Below are 24,297 nucleotides of genomic sequence, written 5' to 3'. Positions count from 1 at the left end.
CCACGAGTCTTCATTAGCCCCTAGCCCCCATCACTGCCATGAGCTTCCACGATGAGTTTGAACTGCTACTGCGCGCCCGCTACTCTTTGATTTATATTCCCACCTTTGAAGAAGAACGCGTAGAACTAGCAGTTCGGGAAGTAGCACAGCGTCAAGGCAATCGGGCAATTTATATTTGGGACTTTGTAGATGGATACACCGCGAATCCTAATGATGCAGGTTTTGGTCGTCGTAACCCGCTACAAGCGCTGGAGTTAGTTGAAAAACTGCCGGTATCAGCACCAGCGGTATTTATTTTGCGCGACTTTCATCGCTTTTTAGAAGACGTGTCGGTTTGCCGGAAGTTGCGTAATTTAGCAAAGCTGTTGAAGTCGCAACCTAAAAATATCGTTATTCTTTCGCCAAAAGTGGCAATTCCTGAAGATTTAAGCGAAGTTTTAACCGTTTTAGAGTTTCCGCTACCCGCAGCACCAGAAATTAAAGTAGAAATCGAACGGTTGTTCGCAGCCACAGGACAGTCACTGACAGGAAAAGTGCTTGATGAATTAGTTCGTTCGTGTCAAGGGCTATCGATGGAGCGCATCCGGCGAGTTTTGGCAAGGGCGATCGCCACGCATGGGCAAATTCAGCCGGAAGATGTCGAACTTGTGTTGCAAGAAAAGCGACAAACGATTCGGCAAACCCAAATTCTCGACTTTTACCCTGCTACGGAAAAGATTTCGGATATTGGGGGATTAGATAATCTTAAAGATTGGTTATTACGGCGGGGTGGGGCATTTACCGAACGTGCGAGAACTTATGGCTTACCGCACCCGCGTGGCTTATTGTTAGTGGGAATTCAGGGAACAGGAAAGTCGCTTACTGCTAAAGCGATCGCGCATCACTGGCATTTACCTCTACTACGGTTAGACGTCGGACGTTTGTTTGGTGGCTTAGTCGGTGAGTCTGAGTCGCGCACGCGACAAATGATTCAAGTTGCGGAAGCCTTGTCGCCCTGCATTTTGTGGATTGATGAGATTGATAAAGCGTTTGCGGGTATTGGTGGGAAAGGCGACGCTGGTACGACGAGCCGCGTATTTGGTACATTCATCACCTGGCTTGCGGAAAAAACATCGCCAGTGTTTGTTGTTGCTACCGCTAATGATATTCAATCGCTGCCACCCGAAATGCTCCGTAAAGGACGTTTTGATGAAATCTTCTTTGTGGGTTTACCAACTCAAGAAGAACGCAAAGCAATTTTTACCGTTCATTTATCGCGATTGCGCCCTCACAATATCAAAACTTACGACATCGAACGCTTAGCTTACGAAACCCCTGACTTTTCCGGTGCAGAAATTGAGCAAACGCTGATCGAAGCAATGCATATTGGCTTTAGTCAAAACCGCGACTTTACCACCGACGATATTTTAGAAGCTGCTAGCCAAATTATTCCGTTAGCACGAACCGCACAAGAGCAAATTGAGTTTCTCCAAGAATGGGCTGCGGCGGGTAAAGCGCGTTTAGCATCAAAACATAGCACTTTGAGTAGCCGGATTCAGCGGCAGTTGCAATGAATAAATTGCTAGAGATTTTAGTTGTTTCGTACCCAAATCTAACTCAATTTGTGGACAAACGGGTATGTTAGAATGCTCTAAGATTAATGATCGCTGCTGAAAAGTAGTAACGGGATGTAGCGCAGCTTGGTAGCGCACTTCGTTCGGGACGAAGGGGCCGCTGGTTCGAATCCAGTCATCCCGATTTCGGTATTATTTGTCTAATTGTTCAATTTCATCGAAGTAACGCGCGATCGCACTACCCAGCGGTGGTAGTAACTGACCGCGATCGCTACCGAGAACGCTGTAACTGGGACGCAAAGCGGTAAAACCTAGTTCTTGCAGGGGACGGGCAATAATAAAATCGACATTTAGCCCTGCTTTTTTGGCAACGAGCCACGCTAATTCAGCCCAGGCGATCGCGCCTCGGTTTGCTAAATGCCACAGCCCACTTTCACCGTCGATTAATAAGTCAAGACTGGTATTGACAAGATCCGGTACGTATGTAGGTGAAATGACAACATCCTCGGCGGCGACGAACATTTGTCCTTGACGCAACTGACGCAACGCGAGAGTCACGAAGTTGTAATCATCCCAAGGTCCAAAGAAAGCACTCGTGCGCACGACCAGCGCCGAAGGATGCGCTTGCAATACTTGTTGTTCTGCTAAAGCTTTGCTGCGTCCATACACATTCAGCGGCGCAACTCTATCGCTTTCGGTATAAGGATTAGACACGGCACCATCAAACACGAGATCCGACGAAAAAGTGACCAACGGCACATTAGAGCGAGCGCAAGCCGCCGCAAGTATTGCGGAACCTTCGGCGTTGACCTGCATACAAACATTTGGTTCGCGTTCCGCATCATCTACCCGCACGTAGCCCGCAGCATTCACAACTGCCCACGGCTGCAACTGTGCCAGCATCGCATCAACCGACGCTGGATCGGTAATATTCACATCTTGGCGTGTCAGGAGGTGGTACGCGATTCCTCTAGCAGCACAGATGCGGGCAAAAGCTTTGCCTAAAGTTCCGGTTGCGCCAATAATTGCCAGGCGTGAGGGATGTGGTGCAGAGGAAATTGAGACTTCGTTGCTATCTTGTTCTGTCTGATAGGCTGGGTATAATAAGCGTTCTTGTCGATGCCACCATCCTGGTGTTGTTAGTAAAGGGTGCGAAGGTGTCTGCCCTGTTGCGAGATCGCGGACGAATTTTGCGATCGCCGTCGGTCGCGGATGGGGAGAACGCAAATCGAAAACACCCGACTCGTAGTCACCAACACAGCACGTCAATAAAGTATTCCAATCGTAAGAACCGAGAAGCGACCAAGCTGTGACAGCGCGGATATCGACTTGTTGACGTAATTCCTGTGCGGTTTGCCAAACTTCATATAGCCAACGCAACTGTTCTTCTCGCGTGCAATGCAAATGAACTTCGGTGACAGCAATCGGCAGTTGATAGCGTTCCCAAACTTCTTGCAGCAAGCAGCGGTGTCCGGCGATACCCTCCGCACGCACTCGCACTGCCTCAACATCCGCGTACTGATGCTTGCCATTGCCACCATAAGTCCAAATCGGATAGCGTTCGGTACGTTCGTCTAAAAAGCGATCGCTCGTCAAGTAGTGGTTAACGCCAATAATGTCCGGCAAACAGGGATTGTCTGAAAATTCTGCAAGTTCAGCTTCCTTAATGCCACACTTCTGTAAGTATTGCCACATTGGATGCGTTGGCGACACTCTACCACACAATAAATCGAAGCTTAACCAGCGGCGCTCGTTTTCAAACGTGGCTTGATACGCTAATAACGGCGTACTAAAAACCTTCGCTAAATCCTCGGTTTGCACGAGTTGCGCCTGAGGGTTGACTTCGCGGATTGCTGCCATGGAAAGTGCGATCGCGCGGATTTGCCCCAACAACGCCCGTACAAAAGTGCGATCGTCGTGACCGTGAGGATACCAATGACCATACAATCCACTAAATCTTGCCGTTGTCAGCGGCTCATTAATTGGCGTATAGTGCGTCACCCAAGGATAGCGATCGGCAACTGCACGCGCAAAGTCTGCGAGTTTCTCTGGAAACGCAGGGTCGATCAAGCTGGTATGGCGCGGACCACTGCCATGATGGACTAATCCGACAATCGGACGAATACCGAGTTCCTGCAATCGCTCTAATCGCGTATCTGCCCACGACCAGTTTGCATTTTCTAAGCCATCAGGGGCAATTCGCTCCCATAATATTGGGTAACGAATCGCGTGTATTCCTAATTGCGCGAACAAGTCCAAATCATCCAAGCGCGTTCCGTGACCGTTGCGTTCTAATTGGTCGAAATACCGATTCCCCACGCGGTTAACCGTACACTCGACTCCCGCCCAGACTTCTAGGGGAGGTTTTGAGTTCAACAAAGCCATAATTTACAATTCAAGCTGAAAAGGTCATGAGAGCGCGATTAGCTATTAGCTAGGTTTCAATTGCTAAGTGCTAACAGCTAATTGCTTTTACTACTTGGAGTTCAAGCTTTGACTGCAATTTGTTTGTAAACTGCCAGCGCTTGGGCGACACACTGATCCATGTTGTAGTATTTGTAAGTTGCGAGCCTGCCTACAAAATAGACTCCTGGAGTGGCGTCAGCGAGTGCCTTGTATTTTTTGTAGATTTCTTGATTTTCTGAACGCGGTACGGGGTAATAGGGATCGCCTTCGGCTTTGGGAAACTCGTAAACAATGCTCGTTTTATGGTGTTCTTGTCCGGTGAGATATTTAAACTCTGTGACGCGCGTGTACAAGTGTTCGTTTGGATAGTTGATGACCGGAGCAGGTTGAAAGACTTGCGTGTTATGCGTTTCGTGTTTAAAATCGAGCGAGCGATACGGTAACTTGCCATAGCGCAACTCGAAGAATTCATCAACTGGACCTGTGTAAACGGTTTCGCGGCAAGGAATCGCGGTGGTAATTTCGCGATAGTCCGTATTGAGCATGACTTTGATGTTGGGATGCGCCAACATATTTTCAAACATCCGCGTAAAGCCGTGTAAGGGCATTGCTTGGTAGGTATCGGTGAAATAGCGATTGTCACGGTTGATGCGGGTAGGAATTCGCGCGATCACCGATTTATCAAGTTCGGATGGATCGAGTCCCCATTGTTTGCGCGTGTAACCTCGGAAAAACTTTTCGTAGAGTTCTCGACCAACTTTACTTAACACAACATCTTCACTCGTGCGGATGTATTCTTTTGGTTCAGCGATTGATTTGAAGAAGTCTTCGACTTGAAATGAATTGAGGTTCATTCCATATAGCTTATTAATCGTATCGAGGTTAATCGGAATCGGTAAAAGTTGCCCGTCTACACTCGCAAGAACGCGGTGTTCGTAAGCCCGCCATTGCGTGAAACGCGAAAGATACTCGAAAACTTCGCGCGAGTTGGTGTGAAAAATGTGCGGACCATATTTGTGAATCAGGACGCCATGATCGTCGTAACAATCATATGCGTTACCGCCAATGTGATTGCGCTTGTCCACAACCAACACTTTTTTACCCGACTGACTGGCTAGGCGTTCAGCGATGACACTTCCAGAAAATCCCGCCCCGACAATTAAGTAATCGAAAACAAAATCTCGCGTAATAACACTTGGTGCTTGCGGGATACTGATAGCAGGAGTGTCACTTTTAGCAGCGATCGCCGAGTCGATTAGTTTCATCATCGATGCCCACGTGCGATCCCACGAAATTTGCTCTAAAAAAGCATCAACACGACTTAACCACCCTGATGCAGAGGTGTCTTCTTGCATCGCCTGTTCGGCGGCGGTGACAAATTCTGCAACGCTATCTGCAATGCGCACTAATCTTGTCTCACCATAAGGACGCACTACGTCGCGAATCGAAGTTGATACAACAGGTTTCCCCGCAGCGAGATACTCTGGAGTCTTTGTCGGGCTAATAAAGCGCGTTGATTCGTTGTGCGCAAACGGCAGCATCGCCAAATCCCATCCCGCAAGATACGCAGGTAGCTGTTTGTAATCCTTAGCCCCTAGGTAATGAATGTTTTCGCGTTGCGGCAAAGTTGCGGGATCAATTTTGACAACAGGTCCAATGATGACTAAATGCCAATCAGGACGCGCATCGGCAATGCCTGCTAGCAATTCGATATCCATGCGTTCGTCAATGACGCCATAAAAACCCAGACGCGGATGCGGAATGTGGGCTTGTGCGGGATCTTCTGCAACAATTCGCGCTTGGGCGAAGTGCGCCACATCGACACTACTCGGAAATGCATAAACATTGGGATGCTGCTTGGCTTTACTTTCGTAAAGAGTTTGTCCGCCGGTAAATACTAAGTCGGCACGGCGAAACAGTTCAGCTTCGTAGCTTTTTAGCGCTGGCGGTGCGCCCTGAAATGCAGATAACTCATCCATGCAATCGTAGACAGTTGCTAGCGGTTGCAACTGACGTGTAAAGGCGATCGCCATTGGTGTATAGTACCAACAAATATATTTACTAATTTGTTGTTCGGTAAATAAAGTATCAATCAAAACTGCGAGTTGAGCATTGCTCTGTTCTTGACTCAAACCGTGTTTGAGGTGCGGAACAATAACCCAAACTCCACTTTCGTCTAAGTTGATCTCTAATTTTCCCTCTGGGGCTGTTTCTAAGTCTGAACTAAAATTTGGCTCTTCAATAAAGAAAACGCGTTGTCCTTGCGCGCAGCGCGTCAATAAATGTTGCGGTCTTTGATAGACAAATTTCCACCGCAAGTGCGATAAACAAACAAGATCAGGTGTTTCTTTATTAGCTAGCTTAAAGCTTTTAGCTGTTAAAGATAGATTGACTAATGAGGCGTTTAATTCTTCCGTTTTTGATGAATTTAATAACGTACTTTCCGCCGGATTTGCTGAAATATGATTGTGGCTTCCATTATGCGCAATTTGATTATGCTCTGACATATATTATTTGAAATTTTTAGTGAGGGAAATTTATCATCACGAAAGTTTTAGAAAACACTTTCGTATTTTCTCGTGCTCATTTGCTGAAGTGCTAACTAGTTAAGCCAACATAAAAAAAGAGTACTAGTACTGGCAACTTCATTTTTGGAGATTCTTCTAAACTAACAATATCGGCTAGTTCCTATTTTTATCTTCTACTAGAGATACAAATTGTTCTATGTCTAAAGAATCAATTAACTATAAACAAACCTGTTGTGCAAAATACACTGGCTCTCAATAAAAGAGAATGTGGATAAAAACACATTAATAAATCCAAAAATGTATGTTTAATGTTGTTACTTTAGCGGTGAATAGTATTAATAGATATATCTCGCGATCAAGAAGATAAAAAAGGATTGTGGATGCCCCCTAATACCATTTCACCAAATAAAAACTACAAATCATTTCTCCTCTGCTCCTCTGCCCACGCCAGTCGCCTCAACGGGGGACTCGGGGACCCCACGTAGTGGGGATTGGGGGTAAACCCCCGCACGGCGCAGGCTCCTGAAGCTGCCTATTTGTAGTAAATTCAAAGTGACATGGTATAAACTCTCTTCGTGGCTATCCAAACAAAGTTTTGAGTTAAAACTTCTTCAAATCGATTCAAAATTCAACACTTATAACTTCATGGTAGTGTACAGGGTTTGTCTAGCAGTGAATTTATTCACCAAGCTTTATTGGTTTAACTATTAAAAAATCCGCAAATCAAGAAAGTTTTAAAAAAGATTTGACTTTTGACTTAAGTGCATCAGCAGCATCGGTTAATGTTTGTCTCATGGGTTGTTGTGTATGCAAAAAGACACGCGCGCAGTTGCGTCCAGGAATGCCAGAAATGGCACCGCCAGGATGCGTACCTGCACCGGTGAGAAATAAGCCCTCAATGGGAGTTTTGTAGTTAGCAAGTTCTGGAATTGGGCGGAAAAACATCATTTGGTCAAACGTCATATCGAGGTGATAGTAATTTCCTTCTAAAACTCCGAGACGCTTTGCCAATTCCGCAGGACTTTCTACGTGTCGGGCGATCGTGGCATTCTTCAGGTTAGGCGCATAATCTGCGAGTTTATCGAGGACGCGATCGGCGACTTTATGCTTGAGTTCGTCTGTCCAACCTGTACCGTCTAAGCCTGTACCTTCTGCACCAGCGATTTGATATGGGGCGAAAAACTCGATCCACAACGTATGTTTACCTGGTGGTGTCATTGAGGGATCGAGTACGGTGGGGACAACAAGATACATTGAAGGATCGGCATCAGGAATTTTACCTACATTACAGTCGGTGTGTGCAACTTCGACGTGATTCACTGAATCTGCAATGAGGACTGAACCAACCAAATAATCATCGGTGTGGTTATGCGCGCTAAAGCGCAGCGGTTCAGCAAGCGCACAGTCGATTTTCAGAATTGATTCGTTGTTGTGGACGATGCGACGCGATAAGGTAGAACGCAAGTGAGGATCGGCAGCATCAGCGTCACTTTTATCGATAAGTTGCAAAAATAGGCGCTTGGCGTCAATACTTGAAATCACGCCGCGATTTGCCCGATATTCTTTATTATTGGCGACACGGACACCGACAGCGCGTCCATTATCAATTAAGACTTTTTCGACGTGTTGGTCGGTGAAGATGCCACCACCAAGGTCTTTTACTGCTGCAACTAAGGCTTGAGTCAGCGCCCCTGTACCGCCTTTGGGACGACTCACACCAGGATTGTGGCGCATTGCCATCATTATTGAGCCGATCGCACTCGTTTTTTGCGAAGGTGGTGTACTGAGTTCTCCCGCCATTCGGGCTAGCGGTGCTTTGATAAATTCGGCGTCAAAATATTCTTCGATGATGTCCTTGGCGCTGGTAAACAGCGATCGCATCAAGTTTAACGTCTTATCGGGAGGTCCCATTAAAGACAACATATCTTTAATTTTGCCAGCGTCGTAATTGCCTGCCATATCGATAATGGACTTGGGCGGCGCATTAAATATCGGGATAATCATTTGTGTGACCCGCTGCCAAAAATCGATATATTCTGCATATTGTTTGGCATCGCGCGGGCTAAACCGTTCGATTTCAGCACAAGTTTTTTCAACCGAACGATGTGCGAGAAAATATTTGCCATCAGGATGTGGGCAAAAAGTGATGGGGTCGCAGTATAGATATTCTAAGCCGTATTTATGAAGTTCTAATTCTCTAACGACAGGACCTAAATGAATAAAAATATGGTCGATCGCACACGGGTTGAATTGAAAACCAGGAGCCGATTCGCGCATAATTTCTTGAGTTGTTGCTGCGCCTCCTGGAATCGAATTTTTCTCTAATAAAACAACGCTGTAGCCTGCTTTTAATAGATACGCTGCACAGACTAAAGCATTATGTCCTGCACCAATAATAATAACATCGTAAGCTTGCATTTGAAAAGGTTTTTAGCTCTTTACATTAATAGAAAATGCCCCAGTTTTGCTGAGGCAATGATGTAAGCACTCTTGCTTGCCGTGGGTGTGTTTTTTCACTCTTGCATCCTAGAATACTTACTCTTTGAATAACAGCTACCAAAAGATGGATAAACTTGTTTTGTTTGTAATCAAAGATACTTGATAGCTATGATAAACGCTGTTAGTAATTAGCCTACTTTGAGCTAATGGTCTGATTACACAGTTGAGGAACCAGAATCTACATTCGTTGGGGTAGAAGCAGTGCTTGTTTCAGGTGGTTTACTAAAGCCAAGATAAGCAGCGATCGCCGCAGTAATTCCGTTCAACCACACATTATTTCCATAGATAGGCATTAAACCAAATGTTGTGTTGGAAAAGGGAAACAAGCCCATCAACGCGATCAGCGCGTAGGCGATCGCATAACCACGCGTGAATGTCAGCGCACCGCTAGCACTGGTGTAAGCCGCAATTCCTAATAGCCCTACAACAATGTGAACCGCGTTATGTAAGGAATTAGTAGGAAATAAACCGAGAACATAGCCGTAGCCACTATCAAGTGATAATCGAGGTGCATCAACGGCAACGTTAGGCGCACCTGCTGGTAGCGAAACAAGCCCTGGTACAAAGCCCGCTATTCCTAATAGCAGAAAAAGAATTCCTGTAATCAACGCGAAATAACGGATTTTTGTACTATCAACTTGATTTTGTAATCCACTCCAAAAATTTTGTTTATTAGCCATAGATTCACCTGGATTCGGGAGAGCAAGATTGAATAATAAAAAGATTTTGCTACTTTTAAATGTTTGATAGATTTAGTTTAAATAAACTCTGCCAAAAGTGATAATTCAACTTTACGCGGTTTTGTGTTTATTGATATACTTTGTCTTAATATAAGCTCTCGCTGTCGATTCAGTCATTGCCGATAGTTCCATAAATCGTTATTCTGGAACGTATTGAATTGCAAAATACATAAAATCTTCTCAAATATATCTAAGGACAGGTTATATAATAGTTGATTCTCGTCGCAAGAAAGATGAAAGCTAATTAACCTCTACATGAAATAAATCTAGAGTAATTTGCTATTGGCGACGTTGATAGGAGTTAAGTATGCCGCTATTGAATATAGATGAATTAAAAGCTTTAGTAGAAAATCCTCAAAGCCCTTGTATATCTTTATATATGCCAATGCAAAAAGCAGGACCAGAGGTGAGAGAAAATCCCATTCGTTTCAAGAATTTAATTCGTGAGGCTGAGGCACGGTTAGAAGCAATCAAAATGCCTCAGACAGACGCAGTAGAACTTTTTAAACAAGCGCATGAACTTGATACGCCCGATTTTTGGGAGAACCAAGATCGCGGACTAGTTATTTTTATCTCGCCAACAGTTTTCCGCTACTACCAGTTGCCAATCGAGTTTGAAGAATTGGTAGTTGTTAGCAAGCAGTTTCACCTCAAGCCGCTACTGCAATTGATTGACAACGATAACCGATTTTACATTTTAGCTTTGAGCCAAGATAATATTCGGTTCTTTGAAGGTACGCCTTACAGTATTAAGGAAGTAGAAGTACCAAATATGCCCAAGAGTCTGGATGAAGCCCTTGGTTATGACGAAACTGCCTCATCAGGGCAGTTCCGCATTGCAACATCTAGAGGCGGAACGGCTAATGCAATGACGCAGCCTGGTTCATTTCACGGGCAAGGAAGTCCTGATCGAGATCAGCATCAGAAAGATATCTTGCAATTCTTTCACCTAGTTGATGATGCGGTGTGTCAGAAACTGAAGAATCAAAAAGCACCTTTAGTGTTGGCAGGAGTTGAGTATCTTTTCCCCATTTATAAAGAGACTAACGAGTATCCGCATTTAGTGGAAGAAGGTATCAATGTCAATGTAGATATCGTCAAGCCGGAAGAATTGCAAGACAAAGCTTTACCTATTGTTGAACCTCTGTTCCATCAGGCAGAAAAAGAGGCAATAGAGCGTTATCAAGAACTAGCTGGTGCTGGTACTGGCAAGGCTTCAAATGATGTTAAAGAGATTGTTTCAGCCGCTTACTTTCAAAGGATTGATTCTTTATTTGTACCAGTCGGACAGAAGCTTTGGGGCGAGTTCGATCCCGATACGATGGCTGTAGAGTTACATTCAGAACCCGAACCAGATGATGAAGATATGTTGGATTTTGCTGCTATTCATACATTGTTGAATGGTGGGACGGTTTACGCTTTAGATCCTGAAGATGTACCACAATCGCCAGCAGCAGCAATTTTTCGTTTTTAGTTGAATTACCAGTCTTCAAAGTACAGTTAGATTTAACAGTAGACTTCCTGTATGAATCATAAACGCCCTACGACTGAAGTCGGGGCTACTTAAGCGAAGTGTGCGCAGGCGCACTTTAAGTAATAGACTATAGCAGGGGTCGGAGTTTAACTCCGCTCAGGGAAGTCAATACGAGCTTCTATAATGTCCTAACTCTGTTGACTATGGCTATAAATGTTTTTTTGTCTTCTCCCCCAGAATTCTACGCTGTACACACAAGTCTAGACTGGCGTCGCTCCAAGCTTTTTCGCCCCCTTGCATCCCCCACCTGTGGGGGACTTTGAAGTAGAACTGGCTCAGAAGTCCCCCAAATTGGGGAGCCAGTGTCGTGCGGAGGTGTCCTCCGTTGAGGAGCCACTCTCGTGCGGGGGTTTACCCCGTGGAGAGAAGTGGCGTACAACTGGTGTGCGTTGGGGGGCGGTTCGCCAAAGACTTTTTATATCCGACCATTTGTGTGTACACCGTAGCCCCCAGAATTGGGGGAGTATTCAAAGTGCCTCATTTGAGTTTTGAATTTTGGCTTCCACGCATAACTCAGGATCTCAAATTAGGTAGTGTGCTGTTGAGCTTCGTAGAGATGAGTGCGGGCGAGTGCTGCGGAACACTGCGCACCTAATGCGCGCATAAATGCACAGTCTTGAGCGCTGAACGCTTGGGGAGTATCGAAGTTGAGGGCGATTCCGCCAATACTTTGTCCTTCAGCTAGCAAAGGAATAGCGGCGAAGGCATACTTATCAATAAATGCAGCATTGTTGACTAAGTGCGGATATCGGGTTGCAAACGCATCAAAGCTTTTTAAAAATATTGGCTCTTTTGTGCGGATGCTGTCGGTGAGAAGACATGGTAGGGTTATAGGGAAATACTCCCAAGTTTCGAGTGCTGCTGGCGAATAGCCTACTGTCGCAATTGTTTTTAAGTGACTCTTTTGGTCGGTTAAAAGCGATACAGCGCTATTTGCTGCGCCTAATAATGTCATACTTTGATTGACAATTAATTCGGCTACTTGAGTACTGGTTAAAGCTTCTAATAAAGCCGCATTTAAAACTTGAAGATGCGCTGCGCGAGTATCTTCGCGTTCGGCTGCTTGATACTGTAGCGCGTTGTCGATCGCTAAAGCAGTGCGGTAAGCAAGATAAACGGCTAAGTTGAAATCTTCATGGGTGTAGTGACGTTGCGATCGCGCCTCGCGACAAAATGTTAAAACTCCCAAGCGGCGATCGCGCGCGATTACGCGCGCGACTAAGGGAACTGAAATCGTCGAACTTGGCTGAAACTCGCGCAGAAATTGTAAATGTTCGGCATTGAGTGCGGTTGCTTGCAACCATTCATCAGTAACTTGCGGTGTAAATTGTGGTTGTCCTGTATGCAAGACCTTGACAACAGGGTTATTTTGTGCATCTATTGGTGGTACATAACGCTGAATCTGTTGAAAGTGTTCGCGTTTTTCGATGGCGGCGTGTTGCCAGGCGATGCGTTCAAGCGTGTTATCTGCACTGACAATATCAAAAAAACAGTAGTCAGCAAGCGTTGGTACGACAAGATCCGCAACTTTGCGCAGTGCGGTTTGATAGTTGGGTTCAGCGTTAAAAATTGCACTCGCTTCTACCAGCATCTGCACTGATTCTTGTTTGCGGTTGGGTTCGGTAATAAGGAGTGTCACGCCAACCATGCGTAGCGGTTTACCATCCGCAGCGTATAAAGTGCGACCTCTCGCGACGATCGAGTGCAAACTACTATCCACCCAAGTAATTCGGTACTTGATATCGTAATCGGTGTGGTTTTGAATTGCAGTCGCGATCGCTGTACGGACGCGATCGCGATCTTCTGGATGAATCAATTCAAACAGTTTTTCGTAAGTGAACTCGGCTGTGGGGGGTAGTCCAAAATTTGCCTTGCACAAATCAGAACTCGTCAGCGTCATTGTTGCTAAGTCTAATTGCCAAGAACCTAGTTGCGCGGTTTCTAAGGCGATTTTGAGCGTTTGTTCGCTTTCGTGTAGCGCCTGTTGATGGCGTTGCAACTCGGTTAAATCGCGTGAAATTGTGAGAACTGTTTCGACTGAACCATCAGCAGCAAATTCTGGGACAAGGCGCATTTGATAGTAGCGATCGCCTTTGGTAGTAGGATAGATAAACTCATAGCTTGTTGGTTGCTTGGTAGCAAAAACTGTCGCCACGTGCGATCGCCACACGCGGGATAATTCTTCTGGTATGCCTAACTCTTCTGGGGTTTTGCCGATAAATGCTTCCGGTGCGATTCCTGTTACAGTTTCAATCGCAGGACTAGCGTAGAGATGACGGTAATTGCGATCGATGCGTTCAATCACATCTGGGGCGTTTTCTGCTAAGGTTTTAAACTGTTGCTCTCGGCGATGTAGTTCTTTGATAAACCGCTTGCGATCGTCGATATCAGTATTCGTCCCCACCCAACGGATAATTTTACCGCGTGCATCTTTTAAAGGTGCGACTTTACCCAAAAACCAGCGATATTGTCCATCTGCACCGCGTATGCGGTACTCCATACCTTCGGTTTCTCCTGTTGTCAGCATTTTTGCCCATCTTTCTTGTAAGCGTGGCACATCTTCTGGGTGAAATAGCTGACTCCAATTTCCCTGATTAAAGTCATCAAGCGTCGCGCCAGAATAATCATACCAATGCTTGTTTACATACTCGACAAAACCATCGCTACGGGCTATCCAAACATGGTGTTTCAATACTTCGGTTAAAGTTCGATACAAGCTGACACTTTCGCGGAGTGCGGCTTCGGTTTGTTTGAGTTGCGTCAAATCGAGGACAAAGCTAACGCCTTGTGTGGTTGATGCTTCTAAAAAAACACTACCGAGTAACACCGGAACGCGAGTTCCATCAGCACGAATATATTCTTTTTCACAATAAGAACTTGTACCAGAAGCTTTCATCTCATTCAGCAATTGTTCGCTACTCGCAAGTTGTTCTTCTGGTGTGAGGTTGCGCCAATTCAACCGCCCCGCAACTAAATCAGAACGCTGAGACCTTACAATTTTTAAAAAAGCATCGTTGGCATCGGTGATTTGACCGCTTTCATCCCAAAATATGACGCCAATTATATTAGAATCAACCAAGCGGCGCAAGCGAGACTCACTCGCAACTAATGCCATTTCCGCCTGTTTGCGTTGCGTCATTTCGCGAAAATATACGGCTAAACCTGCGGGTGTGGGGTAAGCATGAATTTCAAAGTAGCGCTGAGTCCCATCTGGCGCGAGACTCTCAAAATTCACCGCAACTTGTTCTTGCATCGCACGGCGGTATTGTTGATCGTAAACGGAACCGACAATTTCTGGAAATGCTTCCCAAATCGATTGTCCTAAAAGTGATTCGCGCGATCGCTGAAAAATATCTTCACTATGACGATTTATGTAGATAAAGCGCCACTCCTGATCGAGCGCAAAGAAAGCATCGGTGATACTTTCTAAGATATTACCTGCAAGTTGGTTTGCTTGTGTCGATGAGTCTTGAATTGTTTGTGGCGGTTGAATCATCGCCGCGTTTTGTCGTTCCTGGCGAAGTGCAACTGCTACGGTGCTTATGCTGAGTGCTACAACAACAAACAAAACAAGCTGTATATAGTCTAAGTCAAGCGCAATCGCAGGCGCAACAAATTCGGATAAAAATAAAGTCAACAGCGCGGCGATCGCAACACTTAGTAACGCGACTTTATAGCGCTGTAGTTGAGAAAAATTAAATGACCGCATTAGGCTAATAAAACTAGGAATAGCTTATATGTTATGTAAAAGCTTAAACTAGCGTATCCCCCAACCCACCAATTCTGGGGGGCTTCTAGACTACTTAAAGTCCCCCACTGGTAGGGAATTTAGAGGGCGAGAAAATTAGTGCATACACCACAGATTCTAGAGCATTTGCCCGCCAACCCACCAATTCTGGGGGGCTTCTAGATTAGGGGGGGCGAGAAAATTTTTACCTAGCACTAAATATGACATTATTGCTAGATTCCCGACAAGAGTTTAGTGTAGCAGCACTCGCACGCTGATGAATTTGCTTTTGTTGTTCGTACCCTAGTAGTAACTCCCACGCGCTTGCAGGATATTTTTCTACCAACGGTAAAGCCACTTCTTCAAGTATCCGGTGTTTATAGCATTCATCTTCTATAATGCACCGCTCCCAATAACTTTTGGTAGCTGACAACCCTAGCCGTTGTGCGGAGACTGAGTAGTGTTTGTATGTTGTCGATTTGGCAATTTCTGAATAAATCATCCCACCGATGCAGCGGAGAAACAAACGTTTGCAGTCGGTTAGGAGAAAGTTGTGGTTAGCACACGCCAGCACCTCATACGGAACAATCTTGAAGTATGCTTCGGGAATGCTATCTAGCTGTAACTCGCTCAACATTTGCGCTAACAATGTCGAGTGTTGAGTGCTTAAGTAATTGCGACTGTAGTCTTCAAGTAATAACTGTGTTAACTTTGACTCGACTTCGTTAACGGCATTGGCAAGCGTGCGGAAAAACTTGTTTCTTGCTTGTAGAGTATCGAAGGCAGCGATCGCTAGCAGTTTATGATATTCAGCATGAGTCATTTCGTGCAGTCGGTCATGCTCTTGTTGAGTATCCCAGAAGTTGCGATCGCCATTAACCTGGGTGAGTAGACTTGTTTGAACGTCTAGCGTTTGCAGTGTTAGCACATCAATATTCGCAAGTTCCCACTGTTGCCAAGCTGTTTCAATCTTTTCACGGCACAAATGCAGGTAAATAGATCTTTCGTTTGTGTAATGCCGTAAATTATCGTACCAGAATAGCTTGAGTCGATTAATACGATACAGCAAGCGATGCAAGAAATGTTGAGCTAAAGCACAACTCGTTGTTGATTGATACGCTGCTGCGATCGCGTCTTCCAGAACTAGCTCAAACTCACTCACCATCCAAGGCTGTGCTTGGATTCGCTCATCCAATTCTTCTAAATTGATGAGTGCCTTGAGTTGCTGCTCAGTTTGAGTATATTTCCTTGCGAGTACTTGTTTTTTAATTCTAGCTCTTGATTTATAGCCATTTTTACGAGAAATCATGATTTGACTCACTAGAGTAATCAAAAGCTTTATTAACGTTGCAATATCATGCTCTACTTCTCCTGAATATTCCTAAAACTTGATTCTACCGTCTCTACTAAGTCAGCAATATATTAAATCCCGCATCGTCATCTAACCTAATGGGCGTAGGCTTGCGCGATGCTTAACTCATATTGCGTATTTGATTTGGTCAATTTAACTTAGTACGAGCTTCCTAATTTTTTAAGACTTCATTTTTATTTTTTTAAACTAATAGCTACATCTTCGTTATCATCTCTAACTTTTGAAGTATGTTTGTGTTAATTTTTTTTTGTATTCTTGGCTACAAGCGTCTGTATCTGCAATTAACAATCGGCTTATTTTTATATAGAAATAACAGTAAAGAATGACAGACAAAAGCATATCTTTCTCTAGTTAGATGTGGTAAAATAACTTTTCATAGAAGCTTAAAGAGAATCAATCTACTCATTTTACTTTCAAAGAGATCAAAATCTCCTAGTAAACAAAACGAACTTGTATTATTCGATACAATAGCTAATAAGTATTATGAGTTTTAGCAATCTTAAGTGACTCACTAACCTCTCTTTTAGGTTCTTATCTAGGCGTGCAAAAACAACGAGTAAGCTTAGATAAGTAGGCAGGCGAGATTAAACGTAAGATAGGAGAGACAATAAAACCTGTATCTTGCTTGAACCAATGCCCGCCCCTTTACGTATCGTTCTCAGCGAGGAATCAGACCGCACTCTGCAAGAATTACGAGTTGCACCCAGGGTAGCACAGCACATCAAAGACCGTGCTCATATGGTGCGACTGAATGCCCAAGGGTGGAACGTCCCAGCAATTGCCGAGATCTTCCAATGTCGGGAGCAGACCGTGCGAGAAACCCTCAAGCGGTGGCAGAAGGGTGGCTTGGGGGGATTATGGGATAGCCCTGGACGGGGGATGAAACGGCGGTGGGGTGAGGCAGACCTTTTGTATCTAGAAAACCGATTAGACCAAGACCAACGCACCTACAACAGTGCCCAATTATCCGCCCTGTTGGAGCAAGAGCGAGGGGTAAAACTGAGTGCAGACCGGATACGCCGGATTCTGCAAAAAAGGGGTTTTACTGGAAGCGCACCCGCCACCGACAGCAGCGTAATCCAGACCCAGTGTACCAAGGGCGCAAGCAAGCCGACCTCGACACGCTAGAGTTGGCAGCACAAGAGGGGCAGATCGACCTGAAGTACCTGGATGAAGCAGGGTTCTGTTTGTACAGCCCCGTCAGCTACAGTTACAGTCGAGTTGGGAGTCAAAAACAGTTGGACCAAGTGCCGACCCGTGGCAATCGCATCAGCATTTTGGGACTATGGCAACCGGACAACACCTTTGAGTATGCGCTGGTCCAAGGTGGGTTTAATGGTGAGAGTTATCTCACAGTGATGAACTGGATTGCCCAAAAAGCAGCCCTGTCGTTGGCGGAGACTGGACGCTTAACGGTTGTGGTGCAGGATAACTGCCCCATTCACAAGCGCGACATCGTGCGACAACATTGGCAACGCTGGCAAGAGGAAGGTTTATTGCTGTTCTTTCTACCGCCCTATAGTGCTCAAATGAATCGGATTGAAGACCAGTGGCATCAACTCAAAACGCATGAGATCGCAGGGCAGATGTTTGAAGATGAGTACGATTTAGCAATGGCAGTGATCAAAGGCATGGAAACACGAAGTCAAGCAGGAGGATATACGCTTGAGCGTTTTCGGTTTAATTCCGCCTAGCTACTTATATACATTTTTAGCAATAGCTTCTCAATCAGCAAAAACAACAAAATATTTTTACTTATTTTTAAACGTCTTAAAAGGTGAGTCAAAAGTAAAAGAAACGCACTCCTTTAACAAATAAACTGCTAATAAATATTATGTCTTAGTTAAAGCTAATAAAAAGCTTGACAGCCATTATAAACAACATTACAAATAAACTGTCCTTTAACAAATAAACTGCTAATAAATATTATGTCTTAGTTAAAGCTAATAAAAAGCTTGACAGCCATTATAAACAACATTACAAATAAACTGAGTTTTACATGGACATTGATAGATTTGTTCGACGAGTAAACAATATGTCTTCTCGCTTAGAAGCATTATCTAAAGATGCCAATGACCTTTTTGTACCTCGTTTGGACTTACTACCAGCAGCATTTAAAGAATTAGGTATGGCTGCCCAAGAACTGCAATTAGCTGCCAAAGAACTGCAAAAACAGCAGGAAGAATTAACAGCTGCACAGGCAATTATTGCAGCGGAACGCCGGCGCTACTATGATTTATTCGAGTTAGCTTTTGAAAGCTACGTTGTCACCGATGTTTCAGGAAAAATTAAAGAAGTTAATCGGGCAACAACACTCTTATTTGAACTTGCTTCAGAAGAATTAATCGGGAAGTCTTTAACCGACTTACTCGCAGAAGAAAGCCGTCAACAATTTAACTACAATCTAGCCAGAAAGTATCAAAAAATCAAATTAACTCCACCCTTTAAAGTTAACTTCCGGCTACCCAACGGTAAACGATTGCATAACATAGACATAAATTACAGTGCAATTCGCGATGAACGCGACCAAATCATTGGTTTACGTTGGTTGCTGCGCGAAAATACGTTACAGCAACAATCAATACTATCTTCAAATAGCGATGACGAAACGCTGAGCGATAACCTCATGGATCGCTACTACAAAGGGGAACTTATTCCGATTAATTATCAAGAAATTTACCAAGTTCGCCAAGGTGTCGTTAAATTAAGTACGATGAGCGATACAGGAGAAGAAGTTCTTGTCGGATTAGCAAGTTCATCGATGCCTTTTGGGGGAAGTATTACTTCGCTCAATATTTATCAAGCAACCGCGCTAACAAATAACGTTGAGTTAGTTCGCTTTCCTTTAACGAAGTGGCTTGATTGTCCTTCTAGAGTGCAAAAATTAGTCCCTAAATTGACATCTCGCCTCCGTCAAACTGAGTTATTGTTATATATTTCAGGTCAGCGACGCGTGAAACATCGTTTGCATTATCTATTACAATTTCTTAAACAAGAAATCGGTCAACCTGTAGCGCAAGGAACGCGTTTGAGTGTGCGGTTTACGCATGAAGAACTGGCGAGTGCGTGTTGTGCAACGCGCGTGACGACGACGCGCCAACTCAACAAACTGCGCGAGCAAGGAATTATCACGGTTGATGACGAGCATCATATTATATTGTTGAATTAATGTCGCTGTGAGAAGCCTTCCGATTGAAGTCGGGGCTATCTAAGCAGAGTGTGCGCAGGCACACTAAAATAAGTCTTCTATCAGTCAGTCCACGCAGGTGGACTTTGTTTAGTTAGGTGCGAATTTATTCGCAATTCTCTTCACGCAGGAAGTCTAAAATGTACCTGCGCCCAATAATATCTTTCTTGATCTAGGAGTGAATTTATTCGCTATCAATAAATTTACGTAAATTAAATAAGTTTTTGTTGCGGGGATTGTGTGGCTAAAATTGCGAATTCGACTTTTACGATCGTTATACTCACATAGTGGTTGGATGAGTGTGAAGTCGAGTCACTAGTCAGCGTGATCGCGATAATAGGAATCGCTGCAATGACAGCGTAGAGATGACAAGTTCATCTTCAGGAAGAATTATTCTTTAAGTTTGATTGTTTCTTTAATCACAAAAAGCACGTTAATTGTATAACGTTAGAATATGCAAATTGCAAAGTATTCACATCCTGCGCGGTATTGCAAATTTACCGCAAATTGTGAATGATAGTGGTACAGCTTGGTTGTATCTGCCGTAGTGAGAAGGATATGGCGATCGCATTCGCTATTCTTCTAGTTTAGGGTGCTTATCGTGTCAGATGCGCTTGCGCAATCAGCGCAAGATGACATCGATTTACTAGGTGTAAATGAATCAAAAACTATGAAAACAGCCGTTTGCTGAGGCTTAATAACAAACTTGCAATCAGTTTTACCTTAACGCACAACTGTTTTGGAACTTGATGTCACGCATTCTTTTAATTGACGATTCTCCGCGCGATCGCCTTCAAATTATCTTTGAACTCGAACGCGAATTTCCTAACGTTGATGTAGTACAAATTACTTGTGCCGAAGATTTTGAACAAGCATTGTCAGCAGGGCGGTTTGACTTAGCAATCTGTGATTATCAACTCAGCTGGAGTGATGGACTAAGCGTCTTACAAACGATTAAGAATCGTTATCTTGATTGTCAAGTAGTGATGTTTACAAATAGCGGTAGTGAAGAAATTGCAGTTGCAGCAATGAAAGCAGGGTTAGACGATTACATCATCAAGTCACCACAAAACTATCGTCTTCTACCCGCAGTTGTGCGCGCAGCACTTGCACAAAAACGTACCACAGGATTAGATCGCCTGCAAACGCTGCTCAATTTGAATATTGGGGTTTATCGCTTGCGTGAAGATGGTGTGTTACTTGATGGTAATTCAGCGTTCTTGCGACTATTAGGAATTGAGGCGATCGCACCTGCAACGCAAACACTTGAGCCGTATTTCCAGCCGGAAGACTATACACAACTTTACCAGTTGCAGCAAGGACAAATTCGCGATCGCGAAGTGCAACTACGCCGCGTTGATGGCAGTACAATTTGGGTGCGGATAAGTCAAACGATCAATACGCTCGACGGCGTGACAGTTATTGATGGGATAATCGAAGACATTAGCGAAGTTAAGCAGCGCGAAATCGAACGTCAAGAAGCTTTAGAAGAACTCGCCGTTGTTGAGGAAGAATTAAAAGCGCAGAATGAAAAGCTAGCGCAACAAAATGAGGATTTGATTGTTGCACGTCAAACAGTAGAAGCAGAACGCCAACGCTATCAAGAGTTGTTTGAATTTGCGCCCGACGGGTACTTGGTGACAGATACCACCGCAACAATTTTAGAAGCCAACCGCGCGGCTGCAAGTATGCTGGAAGTTCAACCGCAGTTCTTGGTTGGGTTATCATTCCTCAATTTTGTCGCGGAAGGCGATCGCGATGACTTGACAGCTAAAATCAACGAGCCACGTTCGGGCGATTGGGTACGCGAGTGGGAAGTTTGTGTGATTCGCCAGCGGGATCGTCGCCTGATTGATATTGTTTTAACTGTAGCGGCGGTACGCGATGACACGGGACAATTAGTCGCGCTGCGTTGGTTACTCCGCGATATTACCGAACGCAAACAAGCATTAACCGCATTGCAAGCGAGTGAAACTCGATTTCGTCAGCTAGCCGAAAGCATTGAAGATGTCTTTTGGAGATCCGATCCGCAACAAAGGCGATCGCTTTATGTAAGTCCCGCATATGAACAAATTTGGGGGCGAAGTTGTACGAGTTTAAAAGCAAATTGGTACGACTGGATCGACGCGATTCATCCTGACGATCGCGATCGCGTCCGCGAGGCGTTTTTTACAAATATCCTGCGCGGAAAATACGATGAAGAGTATCGAATTGTACGACCTGATGGTACGGTTCGCTGGGTGCGCGATCGCGGCTATCCGGTGAAAAACGCTGCGGGAGAAATCCAGTGCGTGAATGGCATTGCTGAAGATATCACACAGCGCAAGTACGTAGAAGCCGAACTGCATCGCCGCGAACAAGAATTTCGCGCCTTGGTGGAAAACTCCCCTGATATTATTTCCCGATTCGATACCGAACTGCGTCACGTCTACGTTAATCCTGCGATTGAACCAGCAACCGGAATTCCCCGCGCCAACTTTATTGGTAAAACTAACGCTGAACTGGGAGTTGCAACCGAAATCGTTACCGCATGGGAAAATGCCCTACGCGAAGTTTTTGCAACGCGACAATGCAGTTTTTTTGAATTCGAGTTTCCCACCGCCAACGGGATGCGCGCGTATCAATCGCGGATTGCACCTGAATTTGCGCAAGATGGTTCAGTGCAATCGTTACTCGTGATTAGCCGCGATATTACCGAGTATAAACAAGCAGAAAAAGCGTTACGCGATCGCAGCGAACGACTGAAGCTATTATCAGAAACTGCAAGCGCCTTGCTTTCAACACAACAACCGCTGACACTCCTCAACGACTTGTTTGAAAAACTCGCCGCGCAGCTAGACTTGCATTTTTACTTCAACTTCTTAGTCGAGGAACGCGATCAGCAGCAGATGTTGCGTTTAGCGGCTTACGGCGGTATTTCTGAAGAAGTCGCGCAAGCAATTCAATGGCTCGAACTTGGGGAAGGAATGTGCGGTACGGTAGCACAAGAACGCCGTCAAATCCTCGTTAGCGACGTCCAAGCATCACAGCTTCCGAATACAGAAGCAATCCGCACCCTAGGGATTACAGCTTATTCAGGTCAACCGTTGATTGTTCAAGGGCGACTTTTAGGTACGCTATGCTTTGCGAGTCGAACGCGTACTAGCTTCACGCCTGATGAAATCGAGTTAATGCAAGCCGCCTCGGATCAAGTCGCCGTCGCAATGGAACGTACAGAATTACTCGCTTCGTTGCAGCAGCAAACCGAACAGTTGACGCAAGCTAACCGCATCAAAGACGAATTTTTGGCAATTCTTTCGCACGAATTGCGATCGCCGCTGAATTCGATTTTGGGTTGGGCAAAACTTTTGCGTACGCGCAAATTTAATGAAGCAACGACAACACGCGCGCTAGAAACGATCGAACGCAATGCCGAATTACAAACGCAACTCATTGAAGATCTACTTGATGTTTCGCGTATCCTGAGAGGTAAACTCAGTTTAAATACGACTGTGGTGAACTTAGCGTCAGTCGTTGAAGCGGCGATAGAAACAATGCGCCTCGCCGCGAATGCCAAGTCGATTCAAATCGAACTGCGGCTTGATTCTACCGTAGGACAAGTTTCCGGCGATGCAACGCGCTTACAGCAAATCATCTGGAATTTACTTTCCAATGCAATTAAATTTACGCCTACGGGTGGACGTGTGAGCGTTTCCTTGACACGCAACGACACTTATGCACAGATTCAAGTCAGCGACACGGGAAAAGGCATTAGCGCTGATTTTTTACCGTACGTGTTCGATTACTTTCGGCAAGCAGATGGCTCAATTACGCGTACCCAAGGCGGGTTAGGGTTAGGACTTGCGATCGTGCGTCATCTTGTCGAATTGCACGGTGGTACAATTACCGCCGATAGCCCAGGCGAAGGACAAGGCGCGACATTTACGTTGAAGTTACCGCTATTACCGCTTCAATCCGAAGTTGCAGCGAGTGCGCCGGATAGCGATGCGATCGCACTTGATGGCGTGCGCATTCTGATTGTTGATGATGAAACCGATACGCGCGAGTTTTTAACGTTTATGCTTGAGCAATACGGCGCAGAAGCGATCGCTGTTAACTCCGCCGCCGCTGCGATTGAGCAATTGCAAAGTTTTTACCCTGATGCGATTCTCAGCGATATTGGTATGCCTAACGAAGACGGTTATTCACTCATGCGCCGCATTCAAGTTTTAGCCGCCAGCCGAGGTAGACAAATTCCGGCGATCGCCTTAACTGCGTATGCAAGAGAAGAAGATCAGCAAGCCGCCCAAAGTGCAGGATTTCAACTACATATGTCCAAGCCGATTGATCCAAGTGAATTAGTTAGTGCGATCGCGCGTTTAATTGGGCGTGGTTGATACGGAGGAGTAGGGATGCAAGAGATCCTCTAGTGTGCGATCGTCAACTTCGTTTATAGACTATAGACGTTGCTGAATAGAAGTAGGATTTGCCCTCCTCGCCCACGCCAGTTGTAGCAAGTGGCGTGGATTTAGGGGGCTTGTATAGCAAGACGTATTTAGGTTAGGACAAATATACTTATTAAATGCATTGCGCGTTCAAGCTTTTAAAGAAGCTAATGGCTAATTGCTAACTGCTATACAAGTGCGGTTGCTTAACGATTCATACATTGATTCAGCAATCCCCGTTTATCTAGCCCTGAAGAAAGTCACAAGCCATCTGCGATCCATACTCCCAGTGGATGATACCGATCTCTCTCAAAAGTAGGACGTGAA

The 24,297-nt window shown here is 45.0% G+C and carries 10 protein-coding genes, 1 tRNA gene and 1 pseudogene; 6 read left to right on the top strand and 6 right to left on the bottom strand.

Annotated features, from left to right (window positions below):
- Positions 1-38: 38 nt before the first annotated feature.
- Positions 39-1,553, top strand: a complete 1,515-nt coding sequence (locus GLO7428_RS14755) for an AAA family ATPase (RefSeq protein ID WP_015189362.1) — start codon at positions 39-41, stop codon at positions 1,551-1,553.
- Positions 1,554-1,663: 110 nt separating this feature from the next.
- Positions 1,664-1,737: transfer RNA gene (locus tag GLO7428_RS14750), tRNA-Pro, on the top strand.
- Between the two features lie 8 nt (positions 1,738-1,745).
- Here GLO7428_RS14750 and GLO7428_RS14745 read toward each other — a convergent pair.
- The 4 genes from GLO7428_RS14745 to GLO7428_RS14730 all read right to left on the bottom strand — a co-directional run bounded on the left by GLO7428_RS14745 (position 1,746) and on the right by GLO7428_RS14730 (position 9,666).
- Positions 1,746-3,938, bottom strand: a complete 2,193-nt coding sequence (locus GLO7428_RS14745; protein ID WP_015189361.1) for a family 1 glycosylhydrolase — start codon at positions 3,936-3,938, stop codon at positions 1,746-1,748.
- 101 nt (positions 3,939-4,039) lie between these two features.
- On the bottom strand, positions 4,040-6,466 hold the full coding sequence (glf, locus tag GLO7428_RS14740; RefSeq protein WP_015189360.1) for a UDP-galactopyranose mutase: 2,427 nt from the start codon (positions 6,464-6,466) through the stop codon (positions 4,040-4,042).
- 744 nt (positions 6,467-7,210) lie between these two features.
- Positions 7,211-8,905, bottom strand: a complete 1,695-nt coding sequence (crtO, locus tag GLO7428_RS14735; RefSeq protein WP_015189359.1) for a beta-carotene ketolase CrtO — start codon at positions 8,903-8,905, stop codon at positions 7,211-7,213.
- A 236-nt stretch (positions 8,906-9,141) separates the two neighbouring features.
- Positions 9,142-9,666, bottom strand: coding sequence for a DUF4383 domain-containing protein (locus GLO7428_RS14730; protein WP_015189358.1), 525 nt, complete (start codon positions 9,664-9,666; stop codon positions 9,142-9,144).
- Between the two features lie 367 nt (positions 9,667-10,033).
- Here GLO7428_RS14730 and GLO7428_RS14725 point away from each other — a divergent pair, with 367 nt between their 5' ends.
- Complete coding sequence (locus tag GLO7428_RS14725) at positions 10,034-11,200, top strand: hypothetical protein (protein WP_015189357.1); 1,167 nt, start codon at positions 10,034-10,036, stop codon at positions 11,198-11,200.
- A 586-nt stretch (positions 11,201-11,786) separates the two neighbouring features.
- Here the strand turns inward: GLO7428_RS14725 and GLO7428_RS14720 are convergent.
- Both GLO7428_RS14720 and GLO7428_RS14715 read right to left on the bottom strand, forming a co-directional pair.
- The gene (locus GLO7428_RS14720; RefSeq protein ID WP_015189356.1) at positions 11,787-14,969 is read right to left on the bottom strand and encodes a PAS domain S-box protein; all 3,183 of its coding nucleotides are present in this window, start codon (positions 14,967-14,969) and stop codon (positions 11,787-11,789) included.
- A gap of 223 nt (positions 14,970-15,192) precedes the next feature.
- On the bottom strand, positions 15,193-16,296 hold the full coding sequence (locus tag GLO7428_RS14715) for an iron-containing redox enzyme family protein (protein ID WP_015189355.1): 1,104 nt from the start codon (positions 16,294-16,296) through the stop codon (positions 15,193-15,195).
- A 696-nt stretch (positions 16,297-16,992) separates the two neighbouring features.
- Here GLO7428_RS14715 and GLO7428_RS27355 point away from each other — a divergent pair.
- From GLO7428_RS27355 to GLO7428_RS14695, 3 genes and pseudogenes are all read left to right on the top strand, one after another.
- Positions 16,993-18,053 (top strand): annotated as a pseudogene (locus GLO7428_RS27355) (IS630 family transposase).
- A 341-nt stretch (positions 18,054-18,394) separates the two neighbouring features.
- On the top strand, positions 18,395-19,528 hold the full coding sequence (locus tag GLO7428_RS14700) for a helix-turn-helix domain-containing protein (protein WP_051038441.1): 1,134 nt from the start codon (positions 18,395-18,397) through the stop codon (positions 19,526-19,528).
- 767 nt (positions 19,529-20,295) lie between these two features.
- Complete coding sequence (locus GLO7428_RS14695; RefSeq protein WP_015189353.1) at positions 20,296-23,922, top strand: PAS domain S-box protein; 3,627 nt, start codon at positions 20,296-20,298, stop codon at positions 23,920-23,922.
- Positions 23,923-24,297: the final 375 nt, after the last annotated feature.

The organism is Gloeocapsa sp. PCC 7428 (assembly GCF_000317555.1).
GTDB lineage: Bacteria > Cyanobacteriota > Cyanobacteriia > Cyanobacteriales > Chroococcidiopsidaceae > Chroogloeocystis.
This window is presented reverse-complemented; position numbering and strand designations above follow the sequence as displayed.